Annotated in this window: 12 protein-coding genes; 10 read left to right on the top strand and 2 right to left on the bottom strand. The window is 70.0% G+C overall.

Going from position 1 to position 14,163, the window contains the following annotated elements:
- Nucleotides 1–292 precede the first annotated feature (292 nt).
- Complete coding sequence (locus QZ749_RS20460) at nucleotides 293–2,917, bottom strand: hypothetical protein (protein ID WP_296950593.1); 2,625 nt, start codon at nucleotides 2,915–2,917, stop codon at nucleotides 293–295.
- Nucleotides 2,918–3,188: 271 nt separating this feature from the next.
- Nucleotides 3,189–4,091: a LysR family transcriptional regulator gene (locus tag QZ749_RS20455; protein ID WP_296950590.1), complete on the bottom strand. Its 903-nt coding sequence runs from the start codon at nucleotides 4,089–4,091 to the stop codon at nucleotides 3,189–3,191.
- Nucleotides 4,092–4,231: 140 nt separating this feature from the next.
- Between QZ749_RS20455 and QZ749_RS20450 the strand changes: the two genes are divergently transcribed.
- The 10 genes from QZ749_RS20450 to QZ749_RS20405 all read left to right on the top strand — a co-directional run bounded on the left by QZ749_RS20450 (nucleotide 4,232) and on the right by QZ749_RS20405 (nucleotide 14,090).
- Nucleotides 4,232–5,587 (top strand): MFS transporter, encoded by a 1,356-nt coding sequence (locus tag QZ749_RS20450; RefSeq protein ID WP_296950587.1) that lies wholly within the window; start codon nucleotides 4,232–4,234, stop codon nucleotides 5,585–5,587.
- Between the two features lie 38 nt (nucleotides 5,588–5,625).
- Nucleotides 5,626–6,072 carry a heme-binding protein gene (locus QZ749_RS20445; RefSeq protein ID WP_296950585.1) on the top strand — a complete coding sequence of 149 codons (447 nt, stop codon included), beginning with the start codon at nucleotides 5,626–5,628 and terminating at the stop codon, nucleotides 6,070–6,072.
- Nucleotides 6,069–7,115 (top strand): amidohydrolase family protein, encoded by a 1,047-nt coding sequence (locus QZ749_RS20440; RefSeq protein WP_296950582.1) that lies wholly within the window; start codon nucleotides 6,069–6,071, stop codon nucleotides 7,113–7,115. Before QZ749_RS20445 ends, QZ749_RS20440 begins: the two co-directional genes overlap by 4 nt.
- A gap of 10 nt (nucleotides 7,116–7,125) precedes the next feature.
- A complete protein-coding gene (locus QZ749_RS20435; RefSeq protein WP_296950579.1) occupies nucleotides 7,126–8,019 on the top strand; it encodes a VOC family protein in 894 nt (297 codons plus the stop codon).
- 36 nt (nucleotides 8,020–8,055) lie between these two features.
- A complete protein-coding gene (locus QZ749_RS20430; protein WP_296950576.1) occupies nucleotides 8,056–8,928 on the top strand; it encodes a fumarylacetoacetate hydrolase family protein in 873 nt (290 codons plus the stop codon).
- Entirely contained in the window at nucleotides 8,925–10,520 is a 1,596-nt protein-coding gene (locus tag QZ749_RS20425) for a bifunctional 3-(3-hydroxy-phenyl)propionate/3-hydroxycinnamic acid hydroxylase (RefSeq protein WP_296950574.1), read from the top strand. The genes QZ749_RS20430 and QZ749_RS20425 overlap by 4 nt, the downstream gene beginning before the upstream one ends.
- A gap of 111 nt (nucleotides 10,521–10,631) precedes the next feature.
- Nucleotides 10,632–11,726, top strand: coding sequence for a porin (locus tag QZ749_RS20420; protein ID WP_296950572.1), 1,095 nt, complete (start codon nucleotides 10,632–10,634; stop codon nucleotides 11,724–11,726).
- 217 nt (nucleotides 11,727–11,943) lie between these two features.
- Nucleotides 11,944–12,855 carry a LysR family transcriptional regulator gene (locus tag QZ749_RS20415; RefSeq protein WP_296950569.1) on the top strand — a complete coding sequence of 304 codons (912 nt, stop codon included), beginning with the start codon at nucleotides 11,944–11,946 and terminating at the stop codon, nucleotides 12,853–12,855.
- A 129-nt stretch (nucleotides 12,856–12,984) separates the two neighbouring features.
- A complete protein-coding gene (locus QZ749_RS20410; protein WP_296950567.1) occupies nucleotides 12,985–13,311 on the top strand; it encodes a nuclear transport factor 2 family protein in 327 nt (108 codons plus the stop codon).
- Nucleotides 13,308–14,090: an SDR family oxidoreductase gene (locus QZ749_RS20405; protein ID WP_296950564.1), complete on the top strand. Its 783-nt coding sequence runs from the start codon at nucleotides 13,308–13,310 to the stop codon at nucleotides 14,088–14,090. The genes QZ749_RS20410 and QZ749_RS20405 overlap by 4 nt, the downstream gene beginning before the upstream one ends.
- Nucleotides 14,091–14,163 lie beyond the last annotated feature (73 nt).

Below are 14,163 nucleotides of genomic sequence, written 5' to 3'. Positions count from 1 at the left end.
CCCGAACAGGACCGTGAAACGACTTTGCGCCGATGATAGTGCTGCAACCAGTGTGAAAGTAGGTTATCGTCAGGCTAGTTATTAAGCGAAAGCCCGCTCCAGTGATCTGGAGCGGGCTTTTTGCGTTCCAGCGCCCGTTCCGGACGCGATTGCGCGGTCATCCACGGTCGGCATGGCGCGCACCCAGGCGCATCCCGACGGCGTGCGGCGCCCCGTCGACCGGCATCGCCCGCCGCCCCGGAGGCGCCGCACCGGCGCTTCGCGGCAGTCGTTCGCCGGGACGGCTTGCGGCCTACGGCCAGATCCTGTCGGTCCAGTCCTTCCAGACCTGCAGCCGCGCAGGGTCGGCGCCGATGCGTTGCGCCTGCCACAGCCCGTACTGCTCGGCCTGTTCGCTGGTCGACTGGTACAGCGCGTTGGACACCATGAAATGCGTGCCATCGGCATACGTGCCGAGCGGTGTTTTCGCGGCGTCGAGGCAGAAGCGGAAGCCGGCGATGTCCTCCGGCTCGCCCAGGCTGGTGTTGGACGGGTCGCAGCGGCGCCACGCGTCGGCCGGATACCCCGCGTACAGCTTGGTGAACTGGCTGATCGCGCCATTGACCATCTTCAGATACAGTCCGGGCTGCACCTCGTCGAGGAAGGCGTACTTCGAACGGCCGACGCCGTCGCGGTTGGCATAGTCCAGGAAGTTGAACACGCCTAGGTGCTTGACCACCTGCGCGCGGCCGTAGCGCGCCCGGTTGTCATACAGGGGCGCGCCCGGTGCCTGCGTCGGGTCCCACAGCGGGATCGCGTTGTCGACGTATTGCGCCGACTTGATGCGTGCCTGCAGCAGCCGCAGGTAGTGCGTCTGCTGCGCCGCGCGCGTCGCCGCGGTCTGGTCGCCCACGCGCTGGCCCAGGTAGTCGTCGAACGCGGTCAGGTAGGGCCAGTCCATCGGAAAGTTGACCCAGCCGCTCTGTCCACCGGCATTGATCGTCATCTGGAGCTGGTACCACTGGTTGCTGCGGTAATAGGACGACGTGATGTTGTCCGTCTCCCAGGCCGTGACCCATTCGCGCACGATGCGGCCGCTCGCATCCTTGTCTTCTTGGTAGACCATGTGCGGCGCGAGATAGAACGTGCTGACGGTGTTGAAGGGCCAGCCATGCGCCTCGCCGCGGCCCTTCCAGGAGCCGGTGGCCTCGTCCTTGTCGCCGATGAACCAGGTCTGGTTGCCCTCGAGCTGGAATCGCTGCGCAAGTTCCCACTGCTTGACCGCGTTCCAGTGCAGCATGCTGGCCACGGCACGCTCGATGAACGCATTGGTCGTGAATGCGCCCGGCTTGCCGGCGGCCACCGTCGCGGCCGCGGCGAGCGATTGCAGGCGCGCGGCGCCGACTTGGGCGCCCGTTCGCGCGCCACCGGCGCCGACGTGGTTGCCGCGGCCGCCGCCGAAGAAGGTGTAGGCGTTCCAGCCCCACTGGTTGAACATGGCGTTGATCTGCACGCGCTCGTCCGGCGTCAGGTGGCTCCAGTCGCCCGGCTGGCCGTTCGGATTGCGGTGCGCCGCCAGCCATGCGGCGGCGCCGAGGTAGCGGCCGTTTGGCGTCATGGTGTCGCCGTTGTCGAACCTGGCGCCGTTGACGAAGCCGCTGCCGTCGGCCTGCGTCGGCCACACGTCCAGCGGATGGATGGTCGGCAGCCAGGCGTTCCAGTCCGGGAACTGCAGGGGGACCGGCATTTCGCGCACGTTCATGGTGGCATGCGGGTCCATCGTGCGGTCGACGTCGGCCTGCGTGATGGCGGCGCTGTCGTCCGGGGCCTTGCCGAACAGCGCGTTGACGCCCTGCGCCGGCGTGGCCAGCACCGCGGCCAGGCCGGCGCCGCCGGCCCACGCGGCGGGATGCGCGTCCAGGCCCGGTCCGGGCTGGTACGGCGGATTCCACGGACGGGCATTGGCCGCATAGGGCAGGTCGCGCAGCGACGTGCGCACGAACGCCGCGATCTGCCTGCCCTGGGTGGCGGACAGGCCGTGGAACAGGCTGCGCTGCACGATGGCGTTGTTCGAGTAGTTGAAGTACTGGAGGTCGCGCGCGTCCTCGCTGTGGCACGAAGCGCAGGCGGCCTGCATCTTGCGCGTCACGATGCTCGACTTGGCGATGCGGCCCTGGGCATACCACAGGGCCTTGCCGGCCGCGACGTCGGCGCTCGACGCCGTCAGCGCGCGGTCGGCGAGCGGGTCGGCCCGGCGCACGGTGGTGTCGTCGACGCGCGTGGCCGCCGCGTCGCGCAACTGGACGTCGAGGATGCGAAAGCCGTTCGACTCCCCATCGGTGCCGTTGAAGCGGAACTGCACGAGGTTCTTGCGCGGCAGCGCGACGAGCCGGGCGCGCGTGGCGGCGTCCAGGTTCAGCGTGATGCGTGTCGTGTACATGCCCCCGTTCACGCCGCCGTGGATACGCTCGTCATCGGCCAGTTGCACGTTCGCGTCGGTGATGTCGATCCAGGGCACGCTGGCGGCCGACGTGCTGCCGGACGCGCCGCCCAGCACGCGCACGCTGGCCTTGATCTTCGTCGGCGGGCGCGTGGTCGCCTCGAACTCCGGGGCGCCGTAGAAGCCGCAGCGGTGGCACTGGAACCACAGTTGCGCGGCCGCCGCCCGCTTGGCGGATGCGAGCGTCAGCGCGGCCTCGGCGATCGCGGGCTTGTCCGGCGCGCCGTTGCCGAGCACCTCGAGCGGCAGCGTCAATGCCGCGCCGGTGACGGTCGACACCTGCGCCGCCAGCTTCGCGCGGGTGCCGGTACCCGTGGCGGCGCCGTCATCGTCACTGCCGGCGCCGCAGCCGGCCAACAGGAACAGGCTCGCCGCGAGCGCGGTCGCGAGCAGGCCGGCGCGCCGCGGCCGGCGGGACGTCGGTAGACGGAACATCATGGTTCACTCCCTCGTTGGTCATCGGATGTCGTCCGGGGGCTGCCCGGACCCTGGCGATCCTACGGTCGGCGCGGCACGCCATCGCGTCCGCGACAGGGCGTTACGCGCGATTGCGGATGCACGACAACATAGCGCGCCGGGCCATGCCGTCACTCCTACGAACGCAGGATGTTGTTGCGCGGCGGACGTGCTTGAAAACGGGCAGGACAGGAGCAGGCCCGCGCGGATCCGCCAGCGACACGCTCGACGCCGACCTGCCGGGGCCGTGGTTTCAGTCGTCGAACAGGCTCTTGACCATGTGCCGCAGCCAGATGTTGGCCGCATCGGCATTCACCAGGGTGTGCCAGTGCTGCATCACGTGGAACGACGGCGGCTGCACCGGCGGCTCCACCAGCCTGACCTTCGCGAGGGTCGCGAAGACGTGGCCGATATCGCGCGGCACGGTCGCGATGAGGTCCGAACGCGAAATGATGGTGAGCAGGCTGGCGAAATGCGACAGCTCGGCGCGCACGTCGAGCTTCAGGTGCTTCTCCTCCATGAATTTCTCGAACAGATGGGTGCGGCCGGCCGGGCGCACCAGCGCGTGCGATGCCGCCAGAAATTCGTCCATGCTCAGGCGCTCGCCGATGCGCGGATGGTCGGCGCGCACCATGCAGACGAACGAATTCTTGAACAAGCGTTGCTGATAAAAACCGGCGCGCGCCAGGTCTGGAAAATAGCCGATCGCCAGGTCGGCGCGGCCCTGCTCGAGCGCTTCGCCCGCGCCTTCCGAGGAAATGGCGACCGAGCGGATCGAGGCGCGCGGCGCGTGGGTTTGCATGTAAGCCAGGATCTTCGGCATGAAGACGGTCTCGCCGATGTCGGGCGTGATGATCGTGAAGGCCTGCTGCGTGGCGGCGGGATCGAAGGCCGGCTGCTGCAGCACGTCCAGGCGCACCATGTCCAGGATTGTCTTCACCGGCCCGGCCAGCTGCAGCGCGCGCGGGGTGGGGCGCATGCCGTGCCCGGTACGGACGAACAGCGGGTCCCCCAGCTGGTTGCGCATCTTGGCCAGCGCCGCGCTCATCGCCGGCTGGCTCAGGTTCAGCGCATGGCCGGCGCGGGTCACGCTCTGGTATTTCAGCATCGCGTCGAGCACCAGCAGGACATTCAGGTCGAGGTCGGCGATATTCAAATTTTGGATTCCTAGAATGGGGAAAGCCATCTATTCCGATTATTCCCACGGCCGTACTATGAGTCAACAACAATAAACACCAGCCGCAACGCGGCAGCGCCAGCAGTGCGATCGACACTGCGACACAAGGAGACAAATCGATGGCTACAACGTTCGACGTGCGCGAAGAAATCGAAAGCGCCGCCATTTCACGCTTCCACTGGAAACTCGGCACGCTCATCGGCATCATCATGTTCTTCGATGGCTATGAGCTGTTCAATGCCGCCTACGCGATTCCGCTGATCCTCAAGTCCTGGCATCCGGGGCCGACCGACATCGGCATGATGCTCTCGAGCGGCATCGTCGGCCTGTCGATCGGCTCGATCCTGCAGGGCGTGCTCGCCGACCGGTTCGGCCGCCGCAAGGTCATGCTGTGCGCGCTGTACGGGCTGGGCCTGGCCAGCCTGTCGCTCGCCGCCATCGCCGACAGCCCGCTCACCTTTGCCGGCTTCCGCCTGTGCCTGGGCACGGCGCTGGGCATGATCACGCCGCTCGTCATTGCCTACATCAACGAGTGGGCGCCCAGGCGCAGCGCCAACGTCTACACGATCTGGGTGTTCCAGTTCGGCTTCAGCCTGGGCGGCATCATGGCCGGCGCCGCCGGGGCGGTGCTGGCGCCATCCTTCGGCTGGCAGGCCATCTACTATGCCGGCGCGCTGTCGATCCTGGTGGCCGTGGCGGCGCAGGCGTGGCTGCCCGAATCGGCCCAGTATCTTGCGGCCCGGCGCGACTTCACCGGCATCGGGCGCATCCTCGGCCAGCTGCACCCGGCGCGCCGGCATCTCTACCACGACGCCCAGTTCACGCTCGCCGGGCGCGCCGGCAAGCCGTCCGTACGCATCCTGCTGCAGCCGCCGTACCGCGCCAGGACCCTGGCCGCCTGGCTGTCCGGCGCGCTCAGCCTGTTCTGCATCCATGGCCTGACCGGCTGGCTGCCGACGCTGCTGGTCCAGCGCGGCGAGGCGATGTCGTCGGCCGCCGCCTACGGGACGATGATCATGACGGCGTCGCTGTTTGGCGGCCTGGGCAGCGGCTGGCTGGCGGACCGCGTCAAGAGCCGGGTCGTGGCGATGGTGGTCTGGTTCGCGCTGGCCGCGCTGTCCCTGCTGGCCCTCGGCTACGCCAGCGGACCGTTCACCATGATGGCGCTGGTGGCCGCGGCCGGCTTCTTCGTGTTCGGCGGCCAGTCGGTGCAGAACAACTTCATCGCGTCGATCTATCCGACCGAAGTGCGCAGCACCGGGGTCGGCCTGGCGGTCGCCATCAACCGCATCGGCGGCATGCTCGGGCCGGTGGTGATCGGCTTCGTCAAGTCGATCGATCCCGATCCGATCTACACCTTCGACGTGCTGGCCGCCGCCATGTTCCTGGCCTGCCTGTCGTTCATCGTCGTGCGCGGCGAACGCGCCCCGGCGCCGCAGGCGGGCGCCTTGCAGGTGTCGCTGTCGGACGACTGAACACGGCGCGCCTTGCCGCTTCTTTTTGGAGAAACCCCATGAGTGAAACGCCGAACCCGGCGCCGGGCCTGAGCCTGGCCCAGGCCAACCGCATCATCGCCGCCGCATTGGCCGCGGCGCGCGCCGACCGGCTGCCGCCGCTGGCGGTCGCCGTACTCGACGGCGCGGGCCACCTGGTGGCGCTGCAGCGCGAGGACGGCGCCACGATGCTGCGCACCGACATCGCCATCGGCAAGGCCTGGGCCGCCGTCGGCATGGGCGTCGCCAGCGGCGTGCTGCACCAGCGCGCCCAGGACAACCCGGTGTTCTTCAATGCACTGGCGGCCACCCAGCAGGGCAGGTTCATCGCGCAAGCCGGCGCCGTCGCCATCCGCGACGCCGGCGGCGCGCTGCTCGGCGCCGTCGGCGCCAGCGGCGGCACCGGCGCCCAGGACGAGGCGGCGTGCGCGGCCGGCGCGCGGGCGGCCGGACTGGTGGCGGCATGAGCGCCGCGCACCGGCACGCGCCGGGCTGCGCCTGCGGCATCGACGTGCATGCCCACGTCATCCCGCACGATCTGCCGCGCTACCTGGGCGATGTCCTGCCCGCCGGCTGGCCATCGATGGCGCCGGCGCAAGCGTGCCATCGCCACGTGATGATCGCCGGGAAGGTCTACCGCACGGTCTCCGACAAGGCCTGGAGTCCGACCCGGCGCATCGCCGACATGGCGCCGATGGGACTGGCGCAGCAGGCGATCTCGCCGATGCCGGAGCTGCTCTCGTACTGGCTCGAGGCGCGTGCCGCCGCCCAGCTGCTGCGTTACATGAACGAGCGGATCGCCGAGATGGCCGCGTCGTCCGGCGGGCGGCTGGTGGGCATGGGCGCGGTGCCGCTGCAGGACCCGGACCTGGCGCTGGCCGAACTCGATCACGTGGCCGACCAGCTCGGTTTCAGGGCGATCGAGGTCGGCAGCAACATCAACGGCAAGCCGGTCGGCAGCCCCGAGTTCGCGCCGTTCTTCGCGGCCTGCGCCGAGAAGGGCGTGGCCGTGTTCGTCCACGCGCTCAAGCCGGCCGGCACCGAACGCCTGGTGGGTCCGGACAAGCTGCTGCCGGCGCTGGCCTATCCGACCGACGTCGGCCTGGCCGCGGCATCGGTCCTGACGAGCGGCCTGATCGACCGCCTCCCCGCGCTGAAGATGGCGTTCAGCCACGGCGGCGGCACGCTGGCCGCGCTGCTGCCGCGCCTGGAGCAGGCGCGCCGGGTATTCCCGGCGCTGCGCGAGGCGATGCCGCTCAGTCCCTCCGCGCAGGCGCGCCGGCTGTACTACGACACCCTGGTGTTCGACGCGCCCACCTTGCGCCACCTGGTCGACCGCTTCGGCGCATCGCAGCTGATGATCGGCACCGACTACCCGTTCGCCTTCCACGACCCGCGCCCGGTCGAGAGCATCGCCGCGGCGGTGCCCGATCCCGAGGTGCGCGCGGCGCTGGTCAGCGCCAACGCGGCGCGCTTTCTCGGGCTCGACCCGCGCACCATTCATTCATAAGGAGTCCACCATGCCCGCATCTCCCGCCGGCCAACTGCGCAGCATCGCCATCGGCGTCACCGACCTCGACGCGGCCGAGCGTTTCTACACCGGCACCTGGAACCTCGCGACCCAGGCCAGGACCGCCGACGCCGTCTACCTGCGCGGCGCCGGCAGCTTCCACCACGTCCTGGCGCTGCACCGCAGCGAACGGCCCGACGTGCGCAACGTCACGTTCAGCGTGGCCGGCCGCGCCGACCTCGACGCCATCGCCGCGCGCACGCCGGCCGCGGGCGGCCGCGTGCTGTCCGGCCCGCAGGCGCTCGACGAGCCGGGCGGCGGCGACGCCGTCGTCATCGCCGATCCGCAGGGCCGCATCCTGCGCTTCGTGCACGGCGATGCGCGCCTGGAAGCGCGCGCCCACGGCGATGCGCCGGTACGCATCACGCACGTGGTGTTCAACTGCGCCGACGTGGGCGTGGCCCAGCGCTTCTTCGAGGACGCGCTCGGCTTTCGCCTGTCCGACCGCACCCGCGCGATGGCCTTCATGCGCTGCAACAGCGACCACCACAGCATCGCGCTGGCCGACAGCGACGCCGACACGCTCAACCACATCGCCTTCGTGATGCCGGACCTGGACGCGGTGATGCGCGGCGCCGGCCGCATGAACGACGCCGGCTGGCCGATCGAGTGGGGCGTCGGCCGCCACGGCCCCGGCAACAACGTGTTCTCGTACTTCGTCGGCCCCGACGATTTCGTCATCGAATACACGGCCGACGTCATGCAGGTCGACGACGGCTACCGCGTCGGCAGCCCGTCCGACTGGGGCTGGCCGTCCGGCCGCTTCGACCAGTGGGGCATCTCGAAACCGCCGTCCGAGCGCATCAAGCAGGCGCAGAAAACCATTCGCTTCGTCCAAGCGTGACCCATCAACGACACGTACCACCTGAAGGAGTATTCCATGAAGTTCACCAGCTACCGTAGCGGCGCCGAAGCCCGCCTGGCCATCGTCGACGGCGACGACGTCCTCGACCTGAACCGCCTCGTGCCCGAGGTGCCGCACGACGCGCGCATGGCGCTGCTGGCCGGGGTCGACCTGGTCGCGGCGGGGCGCCGCGCACTGGAGGCGGCCGGGCCGGCCGACCGCCAGCCGCTGGCCGGCCTGGCGCTCGCGCCGGTGATCCCGGAACCCGGCAAGACCGTCTGCCTCGGCCTGAACTACTACGACCACGCCGCCGAGAGCGGCCGCGACAAACCGGTCTACCCGTGGTTCTTCCTGCGCGCGACCACCTCGCTGCTGGCGCATGGCGCAGCGTCGCCGCGCCCGCGGGTGTCGGAAAAATTCGACTACGAAGCCGAACTGGCGGTCGTGATCGGCAAGCGTGCGCGCCACGTCAAGCGCGAGGACGCGCTCGATCACGTGTTCGGCTACGCCTGCTTCAACGACATCTCGGTGCGCGACTACCAGAAGCGCACGCCGCAATGGACGATCGGGAAGAACTTCGACCGTACCGGCGCCTTCGGCCCGGTGCTGGTCAGCGCCGACGAACTGCCGCCGGGCGGCGCCGGCCTGCGCATCCAGTCGCGCCTGAACGGCCAGGTCATGCAGGACGCGAACACGCGCGACATGATCTGGGACGTGGCCGAGACCATCGCGCTGCTCACCGAGTGCCTGACGCTGGAGCCGGGCGACGTGATCGCGATGGGCACCCCGGCCGGCGTCGGCCAGTCGCGCACGCCGCCGGTGTGGATGAAGGCGGGCGACACGATCGAGGTCGAGATCGACGGCCTGGGCCTGCTCAGCAACACCATCGAGGAAGACGTCGCGCCATGAGCATCCTGAACGACAACGCCGAATACGATGTCGTGGTGGTCGGCTTCGGCCCGTCCGGCGCGGTGGCGGCGGCGCTGCTCGGGCAGGCCGGCGTGCGCACGCTGGTGGTCGACCGCACCGACCAGGTGTACCCGAAGCCGCGCGCGATCGCGCTCGACCACGAGATCATGCGCGTGTTCCAGAACCTGGGGCTGGCCGACACGGTCATGCGGCACTGCGAACCTTTCACGCCGTCCGAGTACTACGGCGCCGACGGCCGCCTGATCAAGCGCCTGGCGACCGTCGCGCCGCCATACCCGCTCGGGCACACGCCGTCGATGGTGTTCACGCAGCCGCCGGTCGAAGCGGCGCTGCGCGAACACGTCGGGTCGCTGGCCGCGGTCGACGTGGCGCTGGGCTGGCGCTTCGCCGGCGTGGCGCAGGACGCCGCCGGCGCCAGCGCCACGTTCGAGGATGCCGAAGGGCGTGCCGTGCGCGTGCGCGCCCGCTACCTGATCGGCTGCGACGGCGCCTCCAGCAGCGTGCGCGAGGCGGTCGGCATCACGCTGCAGGACCTGGAGTTCGACGAGCCCTGGCTCGTGGTCGACGTCCAGGTCAACGCGCGCGGCCTGGCCAAGCTGCCCACGACCAGCGTCCAGTATTGCGAGCCGGGGCGGCCGTGCACTTATGTGATCGGTCCCGGCAACCACCGCCGCTGGGAAATCTCGCTGCTGCCGGACGAGGATCCGGCGCGGATGGCGACCGAGGAGGGCTCCTGGAGCGTGCTGCGGCGCTGGATCGGCCCGGACGACGCGACGCTGTGGCGCCAGGCCAGCTACCGCTTCCACGCCCTGGTGGCGCGCGAGTGGCGCGCCGGCCGGGTGTTCATCGCCGGCGACGCCGCGCACCAGCAGCCGCCGTTCCTGGGGCAGGGCATGTGCCAGGGCGTGCGCGACGTGGTCAACCTGGCCTGGAAGCTGCGCGCCGTGCTGGACGGCACGGTGACCGGCGCCGCCGCCGACGACCTGCTCGACACCTACGCCCTGGAGCGGCGCGAGCACGTGCGCCAGCTGACCACGCGCATCAAGGAGATCGGCGCGGTGATCTGCGAGCGCGACCCGGTCGCGGCGGCGCGCCGCGACGCCGACCTGATCGAGGCGGCGGGCGGCACGATCCGCACCGTGGCGCGCCAGGACATCATCCCGCCGCTGAGCGCTGGCCTGCTGGCGCCCGGCCACGACGACGGCGCGGGAACGCTGTTCCCGCAGCCGCGCGTGGCGGGCCCGGAGCGGCCGGTCCTGCTGGACGAACTGGTGCCACCGGGCTGGCGCATCATGACCGACCTGCGCCCCGACCAGTTGCCGCCGGGCCTGGCGGCGCGCGCAGCCGCCCTGGGCACGCTGGTGTGCTTCGCGGGCGGGGAGGACGGCGCCCGCGTCGACGCCGCCCCGGTGCGGACCCGGGAACTGGACGGCGTGGTCGCGCGCTGGTTCGAACGTCACGACTGCCACGCGGCGATCGTGCGGCCGGACCACTACGTCTACGGCGTCGCGCGCGACGGCCAGCGCCTGGACGACCTGCTGGCGGGACTGCAGCAGCGCCTGGGACGCTAGCGCGGCCGACGTGCCGACCGTCACGACCTGCCTCGACACGCGACACAGATCGGTGCGAGGCGGGTGGCGCCCCCGTGCGCAACAGTGATTCATACGACAAACAGGAGACCTATGAAGAACCCGATCATGACAGGGCTGGGCCTTGTCGCGCTGTTCCCCATCGCCTTGCCGGCCATGGCGCAGTCGAACGTCACCGTGTACGGTGTGCTGGACCTCGGCGTGGAGGCGGGCCGCACCGGCGGCACCGGCTTCACCCGCGTCGATACCAGCGCCGTGGCGCCGGTGCGGCTCGGCTTCCAGGGCACCGAGGACCTCGGCGGCGGCACCCAGGCCATCTTCCGGCTCGAAAGCGGCTTCAACGCCGATACCGGCACGCTCGCCAATAACGGCGCCCTGTTCGGGCGCGAAGCCTGGGCCGGCCTGAAAGGCGACTTCGGCCAGGTCCAGGTCGGCGTGAACTATACGCCGCTGTTCCTCAGCTACGTCACCTATGCGATGGGCCAGTTGAACACGCTCGGCTGGGGCAACGCCACCAACAACTTCGTGTTCGTGCCGGCGGCCCGCGCGTCGAACTCGATCCGCTACACGTCGCCGTCGTTCGCCGGCTTCACGCTGCGCGCGTTCCACGGGCGCGGCAACGAGGATGCCGCCGGCCAGCCGCGGGGCCTGGGCAAGACCAGCGGCGCGGGGCTGGCCTACAAGCACGCGCGGCTGTCGGTCGATCTCGACTACATGCAGCAGGATTACTCCCGCACCCCCACGCCGAGCGCGTCCACGCCGGCGCAGACCGGCCGCTACTACCTGGTCGGCGCGTCCTACGACTTCGGCCTGGTCAAGCCGGCCTTCCTGTACCAGGCGCACCGCGGCAGCGCCGGCGTCACGGCCGCCAACAACGCCAGTTTCGCCAATCCGGACAACCATTTCTTCGAGCTGGACGCATTGATTCGCGTGACCACCCACGGCACCGTGCTGGTCAGCTACGGCGAGTACAAGCTGCGCGAAAACAGCGCCGGCAATGCCAAGTCGTACGCGCTGCGCCACGACTATGCGCTGAGCAAGCGCACCGGCCTGTACGCGGGCGTGACGCGCGTGGCGAACGGCAGCGCGGCCAGCTTCTCGGCGGCGCCGGCGCAGGGACCCGGGATGAGTGTCGCGCCGGGCAATGGCATCAACAGCGCCATCGTCGGGATGATTCACCGGTTCTGAGCGGATGGGCGCGCGCTCGACCGCCGCGCGGCGGGCGCGGACGATGCGCCAGCCCGGCGTTCGGCGGCGGCGCAGGCCCGGCGTGCACGTGCCATGGTTCGCGCCCGGATGACCCGTTCTTCGGACTTCACGGCCGGGACGGTCCACGGGCCGCCCGATGGCCTGGCTGGCGCGTATCGCCTAGAATTGCGATTTGCCATGTAGGAACGAGTACATCATGCGTGGATCCGAATTCGCCGAGCTCAAGGCGTTCATGGCCGTCGTCGAGCGCCGCAGCTTCGCCCGGGCGGCCGAGCACCTCGGCCTGTCGCCGTCGGCACTGAGCCAGACGATCCGCCAGCTGGAATCCCGGATCGGCACCCGCCTCCTGAACCGCACCACCCGCAGCGTCGCGCCCTCGGCGAGCGGCGAGCAACTGTATCGCCGGCTGGCGCCGTTGTTCGAGGAAATGTCGGTTGCGCTCGCTGACGCCAGCGAGGCCGCCGGGCAGATGAGCGGCACGCTGCGCATCAACACGCTCGGGATCGGCGCACGAACGGTCATCGCGCCACGGCTCGGGCGCTTTCATCGATTCCATCCCGACGTCGTGCTGGACATCGTGGTCGACGACGCGCTGGCGGACATCGTCGCCGGGCGCTTCGACGCGGGGATCCGCGTGGGAGGGCAGCTCGAGAAGGACATGGTCGCCGTCCGCCTGACGCCCGACATGACCATGGTCGCCGTGGCGTCTCCCGACTACCTGGCGCGGCGCGGGACGCCGCAGTCGCCTGCCGATCTGCACGCGCATGCCTGCATCAACTGGCGGCTCCAGGTCGATGGGCGGCAGTATCGATGGGAGTTCGGGAGGCAGGACGAGCGCATGTCGATCGCGGTCCAGGGCCCCGTCGTCACGAACCACGCCGACGTCGGCGTCGCCGCGGCGCTCAACGGACTGGGCATTGCGTATCACTTCGAGCAGGACGGCATCGGCGAGCTGCTGGCGCAGGGGCGCCTGGTCCGGGTGCTCGCGGACTGGTCGATCACGCGGCCCGGGCTCTACCTGTACTACCCGAACCGGCAGCATCGGCCGGCCCCGCTGGTTGCCTTCATCGATTGCCTGCTGGATCGCGGGCCGTTCGCGCAGCCCTAGGACGGCGCCGCACCGGCGACGGTGCATTATGTATTCCTGTCTACATAAACCATTCGAAGTCTAGGCCATTCTCTAAACTTTCGGCGGCGCGCATCATGGGCATCTCAATCACTGCCTGGAGCCATGACCATGCCCACACCGACGCTTCCCGCGCCCATCGCCGCCTACTTCGCGGCCGAACACCATCCCGAGGCCCTGTCGGCCTGCTTCGCGAAGGACGCCGTCCTGAAGGACGACGGCCACACCTATACGGGCATCGACGCCATCCAGGCGTTCCTGGCCGCGGCATCGGCCAAGTACCACGCCACGACCGTGCCGTTTTCCCTGCGCGACGACGGTGGCTGGCACGTCGTCCACGCCAATGTCAGCGGCAATTTCCCTGGAAGCCCGGTCGTCCTGGCGCACCGATTCCGCCTGCAGCACGGTCTGATCCAGGCGCTGGAGATCACGGTATGAGCTTCGACCTCGGACTGCAAGGAAAGCGCGCCGTGGTGACCGGCGGCACCAAGGGCCTGGGCGCCGCCCTCGTCAGCAGCCTGCACGATGCGGGCGTGGACGTGATGACGTCGGCGCGCGCTGCGCCGGAACGGCCGCTGCAGGGCGTGACCTACGTCACGGCCGACCTGGCGACGCCGGAAGGCGTGACCGAACTGGCCCGTCAGGTTGCCGGGCGCTGGGGCAGCCCGGATATCCTGGTCAATTGCCTTGGCGGCTCGACCGCACCGGTCGGCGGCTTTGCGGCCCTGAGCGACGCGGTCTGGTTCGACGAACTGAACCTGAACCTCCTGTCCGCCGTCCGGCTCGATCGTGCGCTGCTGCCGGGCATGCTGGCGAAGGGCGAGGGTGTCGTGCTGCACGTGAGTTCCATCCAGCGTGTGCTGCCGCTGCCGGCGTCGACGACGGCTTACGCGGCGGCCAAGGGCGCCCTCTCGACCTACAGCAAGTCGCTGTCGAAGGAAGTGACGCCCAAGGGCGTGCGCGTCCTGCGCGTCGCGCCGGGCTGGATCGAAACCGAGGCGTCGGTGGCGTTTGCCGAGACCATGGCGCGCGAGCACGGCACCGACTACGAAGGCGGCAAGAAGCTCATCATGGACTGGATCGGCGGCATCCCGGTCGGCCGTCCCGCCCGGCCGGAGGAGGTGGCCGACCTGATTACCTTCCTCGTGTCGCCGCGCGCCGCATCCGTCGCGGGCTCGGAACATGTGATCGACGGCGGCACGGTGCCGACCGTCTAGTCCACCGGGGGGCGACGGGGCGCCGCGCGCGGCGCCGGGCGCCTCAGCCCGACAGCTCCTGGAAGACCTGCTG

The sequence above is a fragment of the uncultured Massilia sp. genome (assembly GCF_913773735.1).
Classification (GTDB): Bacteria; Pseudomonadota; Gammaproteobacteria; order Burkholderiales; family Burkholderiaceae_D; genus Telluria.
The sequence above is the reverse complement of the archived record's forward strand: the minus strand, read 5'-3'. Positions and strand labels throughout refer to the sequence as shown.